This is a genomic window from Stenotrophomonas sp. Sm6012 (genome assembly GCF_030985895.1).
GTDB classification, from domain to species: Bacteria; Pseudomonadota; Gammaproteobacteria; order Xanthomonadales; family Xanthomonadaceae; genus Stenotrophomonas; species Stenotrophomonas forensis.
Window position 1 is genome coordinate 1 of record NZ_JAPTFX010000211.1, and the last position, 5,580, is coordinate 5,580.

5 protein-coding genes are annotated in these 5,580 nt (G+C 66.8%); 3 read left to right on the forward strand and 2 right to left on the reverse strand.

Annotated elements, in window-relative coordinates; genetic code table 11:
• Positions 1-46: 46 nt before the first annotated feature.
• Positions 47-226: a 30S ribosomal protein THX gene (locus tag O0J73_RS21315; RefSeq protein WP_004150462.1), complete on the reverse strand. Its 180-nt coding sequence runs from the start codon at positions 224-226 to the stop codon at positions 47-49.
• A 110-nt stretch (positions 227-336) separates the two neighbouring features.
• Positions 337-750, reverse strand: a complete 414-nt coding sequence (locus tag O0J73_RS21320) for a MerC domain-containing protein (protein WP_008264835.1) — start codon at positions 748-750, stop codon at positions 337-339.
• Positions 751-885: 135 nt separating this feature from the next.
• Here O0J73_RS21320 and O0J73_RS21325 point away from each other — a divergent pair, with 135 nt between their 5' ends.
• The 3 genes from O0J73_RS21325 to O0J73_RS21335 all read left to right on the forward strand — a co-directional run bounded on the left by O0J73_RS21325 (position 886) and on the right by O0J73_RS21335 (position 5,563).
• The gene (locus O0J73_RS21325) at positions 886-3,096 is read left to right on the forward strand and encodes a TonB-dependent receptor (RefSeq protein WP_006426032.1); all 2,211 of its coding nucleotides are present in this window, start codon (positions 886-888) and stop codon (positions 3,094-3,096) included.
• A gap of 227 nt (positions 3,097-3,323) precedes the next feature.
• A complete protein-coding gene (locus tag O0J73_RS21330; RefSeq protein WP_049458880.1) occupies positions 3,324-3,890 on the forward strand; it encodes a TetR/AcrR family transcriptional regulator in 567 nt (188 codons plus the stop codon).
• A complete protein-coding gene (locus tag O0J73_RS21335; protein WP_308309584.1) occupies positions 3,890-5,563 on the forward strand; it encodes an MFS transporter in 1,674 nt (557 codons plus the stop codon). The genes O0J73_RS21330 and O0J73_RS21335 overlap by 1 nt, the downstream gene beginning before the upstream one ends.
• The last annotated feature ends 17 nt before the right edge of the window (positions 5,564-5,580 follow it).

Consider the following 5,580-nt stretch of genomic DNA (forward strand, 5'->3'; position numbering starts at 1 on the left):
CGGCGCCAGGCGCCGCGTTTTTCCTTGAAGCGGTCGGTCGGCCGGATCAGGCCTTGGCGACAGCCTTCTTCGCCACAGCCTTCTTCGCCGGAGCCTTGGCCACGGTCTTCTTGGCAACCGGGGCGGCGGCGCCTACGGCGACCTTGCTCGCGGTGTGCGAACGGGCGTTGCCGTAGCTGGCGTTGTAGCGCTTGCCCTTGGCGGTCTTGCGGTCACCCTTACCCATGTCTTCAACTCCTCAAGTGTGAAATCTGGTTACCCCGTACTGACACGGGTTCGGCGGGGCCGCCTTGCTGGGCGCCCCCGCGCACGATCGGAAATCCTATCACGGAGCGCCTAGTGCGCGCAGCTGGCGTCGTGCACGTGGCCGTGGTTGAGGCGCAGGTTGACCAGGTGCGCGACACCCACCAGCAGACCACCGATGGTCATCACCACCGCATGCGGCACCGCGTTGTGATGCAGCGGGTCGTACAGCACGCCGGCCCACAGCGCGACCAGGCCTGGAATCAGGAAACCCAGCGCGCGCAGCGCGCCATGCCGGCGATAGCCCCATACCAGGCTGAACAGCCCGAGCAGGGTCACGAACACCACCAGCGCCTGCTCCACGCCGTCGCTCAACCAGAACGACAGGCCCAGCGAAGGCGCCGCCGCCAGCAGCACGGGGATCACCGCGCAATGCACCGCGCACAGCATCGAACCAGTGGCGCCGAATCGGTCGAGCAGGTGGCGCAGGCGTGAGGACAGGGACATGACTTCCAGCAGGGTCGGCGAATCGTTATGGAATAATATAACATCCGTTCCCGACCCGCACGGTTTCCCTCCCCCTGTCCCATCGACGGGATTCGTGCGCCCCGCGATTGATACATTGTAACAAAGGACCTGTCCATGCCCGCCCACACCCCTCGGCTCAAGCCGCATTCCCTGGCCCTGGCCCTCGCTGCCCTGCTGCCGTCCGTCGCCTTTGCTGCCGGCCAGGACAGCGTCCATCGTGACCGCCACCTGACCGAGCTGTCGTCGGTCCAGGTCACCGCATCGCCGCTGCAGGGCGATGCCGAATCGCTGGCGCGCCCGGTCGAGGTTCTCGCCGGAGAACGCCTGGACGAGCAGAAGGCCGGCACCCTCGGCGATACCGTGGCCAAGCTGCCCGGCGTACAGAGCACGTTCTTCGGCCCCGGCGTCGGCCGCCCGATCATCCGCGGCCAGGAAGGCCCGCGCGTTGCGGTGCTGTCCAACGGCATGGGCAACATGGATGCCTCCACGGTCAGCGCCGACCATGCCACCAGCATCGAGCCGTTCCTGGCCGACCAGATCGAAGTGCTGAAGGGGCCGGCCACGCTGCTGTTCGGCAGCGGCGCCATCGGTGGTGCGGTCAACGTGGTCGATGGCCGCATCGCGCGCGAACTGCCGGAGCGTCCGCTCAGCGGCCGTGCCGAACTGCGCGGCAATTCGGTGAACAACGAACGCAGCGGCATGTTCCGCCTCGATGGTGTCAGCGGCAACGTCGTGCTGCATGTGGACGGCCTGGTGCGCAATGGCGACGACTACCGCATCCCGGGTTACGCGGTGATCGACAGCCTGGAAGATCACCACGACCACGACCACGATCATGACCACGATGCGGCCGAGGGCGAAGAACCGCGCCGTGGCCGCCTGGACAACAGCTCGATCCGCACCCGCGCTGGTGGCGTCGGTGCAACGTGGCTGGGCGACGGTGGTTACTTCGGCGTATCGGCCAGCACCTATCGCACCAACTACGGCATTCCCAATGGCGCGCACGTGCACGCCGACGGTGATGATCATGGCCATGACCACGGCCACGACCACGGCGATGAAGAGGAAGGCGGCGATGAGCATGACGTGCGCATCGACATGGTGCAGAACCGCTTCGAGACCAAGGCCGGCATCTACGACCCGGTCTCGTTCCTGAAGAATATCAACGCGCGCGTGGCCTACACCGACTACGAGCACGTGGAGCTGGAGGCTGGTACGCCGTCGACCCGCTTCACCAACCGTGGCATTGAAGCGCGCCTGGAAGCGGTGCAGCAGCAGATCGGTGGCTGGGACGGCGCCTTCGGCCTGCAGTTCGGCAACAGTGATTTCGGCGCCAAGGGCGAAGAAGCCTTCGTTCCGGATACGGGCACCAGGAACATCGGCCTGTTCGTGCTGCAGGAAAAGCAGTTCGGCCCGTTCAAGCTGGAACTGGGCGGTCGCCACGACCAGGTCAAGCTGGACCCGACCGGTGACTACCGTCGCCGCACCTTTGGCGCCACCAACCTGTCCGCGGCGGGCATCTGGAAGCTCAACGACGCGGTGGACCTGCGCATTGGCGTGGACAGTTCCGAGCGTGCGCCGACCAATGAAGAGCTCTACGCCGCTGGCGCACACATCGCCACCCGTTCGCTGGAAATCGGTGATGCCAACCTGAAGACCGAGCGCGGCCAGCGCATCGAGCTTGGCATCCACACCCACAGTGACCGCCTGGACTTCTCTGCATCGGTCTACCAGACCAAGTTCAAGGACTTCATCTACCTGGCCGACACCGGCGTTACCGAAGGGCTGCCGGTCCGTGCCTGGACCCAGCAGGACGCGGTGTTCCGCGGCGCCGAGGCCGAAGCGCTGGTGCACCTGTTCGAAGGCGGTGCCGGTGATTGGGACCTGCGCCTGTTCGGCGATTACGTGAAGGCCAAGCTGGATGGCAGCGGCAGCCGCAACCTCGACATCGCCGTGCCGCACGGCGACCACAACCACAACTACACGGTGGAACTGGCCAACACCGGCTACCTGCCGCGCATCGCTCCGGCCCGCGTCGGTGCCGACCTGCGCTGGTCGAAGGATGGCTGGCGCGCGTCGGTCGGCGCGGTGCGTTACAGCCGCCAGAAGGACGTCGCGCAGAACGAGGAACCGAGCAACGGCTACACCCTGGTCGATGCGCACCTGGCCTACCGTTGGGATCGCAACGCCAGCAACAGCTACGAGGTGTTCCTGGATGGCAGCAACCTGACCAACCGCGAAGTGCGCCCGCATACCTCGCTGCTGCGCGACTACTCGCCGCTGCCGGGTCGTGGCGTCGCTTTCGGCATCCGCGCGTTCTTCTGATCGCGCACGGCGGGGTCGGAGCCCATTGCGCAGGAAAGGGCTCTGAACCTCCACCATCCACGCCTGGCGTGGATCTACAGCATCTCCAACGGGGGCCTTCGGGCCCCCGTTTTCATTTCCGCCAACACCATCACGCAAGCGTCACAAAGATGTGCGTACGACAACAAACGGACAATCCCGTCACTCAATGTCTCGCCAAACGGACATTAATGTCCGAAAATGAACCCATGACCGCCCAACGTGCCGATGCCGCTGCCCGCCGTGCCCTCATCCTCGACGCCGCCGACCATGTGTTTGGCCAGCATGGCGTCACCGCTCCGTTGGACCTGGTGGTCGAACGCGCACAGGTGGGTCGCGCCACCCTCTACCGCAACTTCCCCGACCGCACTGCGCTGATCCAGGCGCTGCTGCAGCGTACGGTCGACCGCATCCGGCGCCAGGTCGAGCAGCTCGGCGACCGCGACGACGCCCTGTTCGAGGTGTTCGAGGGCATGGCCCAGCGCATCATCGATTCGCCTGCCCTCGCCGATTACTGGCGTGCGGTGGATTCGGACGTGCCGGCCATGCGCACCGCGCGCGAGACCGTGCGTGACCTGCTGGAAGCGCCGATCGCCCGTGCCAAGGCCGCCGGCCTGTGCCGCGCCGACCTGGAGAAGACGGATATTTCACTGATCTCGGGCATGCTGGGCGCAGCCCTGCGCGGCAAGACCCGCGACGAGCGCGCCCAGTTGGCCGGGCGAGCCCTGCAGCTGCTGCGCGGCGGCCTCCAGGGAGAACCCAGCGAGGCGCGCTGATGGTCCAGCCCTATCTGAAGCCGGTTCCGGATTGGGAGGAGCACGAGAAGCCGACCATGCCCGGTTCGGCGTCGATGCCCTGGCATCCGCCCTATCGACGCGTGGCCTACGCGCTGGTATCGCTGCTGGTGGCGATCACCGGTGGCCTCGGCAATGCGCTGGTCACCGCCAACCTGCCATTCCTGCAGGGCCAGCTGGCACTGACGCCGACCCAGGGCAGCTGGCTGGTGGCGGCCTACGCGATGGTCAATGTCACCGCCAACCTGCTGGCCTTCAAGTTCCGCCAGCAGTACGGCATCCGCCTGTTCGCCGAGATCGGCCTGGGCCTGTACGCAGCGCTGGCGGTGCTGCATCTGTTTGTCGGCAGTTTCGAGACCACCCTGCTGACCCGCGCCGCCAGTGGCTTCGCCGGCGCCGCATGCTCGACACTGGGCACGCTGTACATGCTGCAGGCGCTGCCGCGCCGCTTCACCGGCAACCTGCTGGTGGTGGGTGTGGGCCTTTCGCAGCTGGCGGTGCCGATTGCCTGGATCGTCTCGCCGGGCCTGGTCGATACCGGCCAGTGGCACCAGCTCTATTCGTTCGAAGCCGGCCTCGCCCTGTGCGCGTTCGCGGCGGTGGTGGTGCTGAAGCTGCCGCCCGGCATCCAGATCAAGGCCTTCGAGCCGATGGACTTCCTCACCTTCGCCCTGCTCGCCCCTGCCGTTGCCCTGCTGGTGATCGTGCTGGCACAGGGCTATACGCGCTGGTGGCTGGATACGCCGTGGCTGGGGTGGGCACTGGTCGCCTCCATCGCGTTGTCCACCACCGCCTTCATCATCGAACACTACCGCCGCAATCCGCTGCTGCAGACGCGCTGGCTGGCCAGCCTGCCGGTGCTGCACTTCATCGTCGGCGCGTTCCTGATCCGCTTCCTGACCACCGAGCAGTCCTACGGCGTGGTCAACCTGATGCGCACGCTGGGCATGGGCCCGGACCAGCTGCGACCGCTGTTCGGCGTGATCCTGGCCGGCGTGATCACCGGCATCGCGGCGGCGGCACTGACGTTCGGGCCGAAGCGGCTGATCGCCCAGTTGCTGATGGCGATCCTGCTGCTGGGCACCGCCGCCTTCTTCGACCAGCACCGCACCAGCCTGGACCGGCCGCACGACTTCTACGTCAGCCAGTTCCTGGCCTCGGTCGGCGCCGGCATGTTCATGGGCCCGCTGATCATGCTCGGCATCTCCGCCGCGCTGAAACAGGGCGTGGACCACATGATCACCTTCCTGGTCACGCTGTCGATCACCCAGACCCTGGGCGGCCTGGCCGGTTCGGCGGTACTCGGCACCTTCCAGCTGCATCGCGAGCAGCTGTACTCCAACGCGTTGACCAGCCAGCTCGATCCGGCCGACCCGGTGGTCGCGCAGCGCCTGCGCGTGCAGCAGCAGCTGTACAGCGCGCAGATCACCGATCCGGTCCTGCGCAGCGCGCAGGGCAGCGCGCAGCTGGCGCAGATCACACGCCGCGAAGCCAATGTGCGCGGCTTCAATGATGTGTTCACCCTGAGCGGCTGGCTGGCCATCGGCTTCCTGTGCTGGTTGCTGCTGCTGTCGCTGCGTACCGCCGTGCTCAAGCAATGGCGCAAGCGCCACCCCACGTCCCCTGCTGCGGCCACGCCGGCCGCGCCCCGTTGAGTTGATCGCCATGCCCC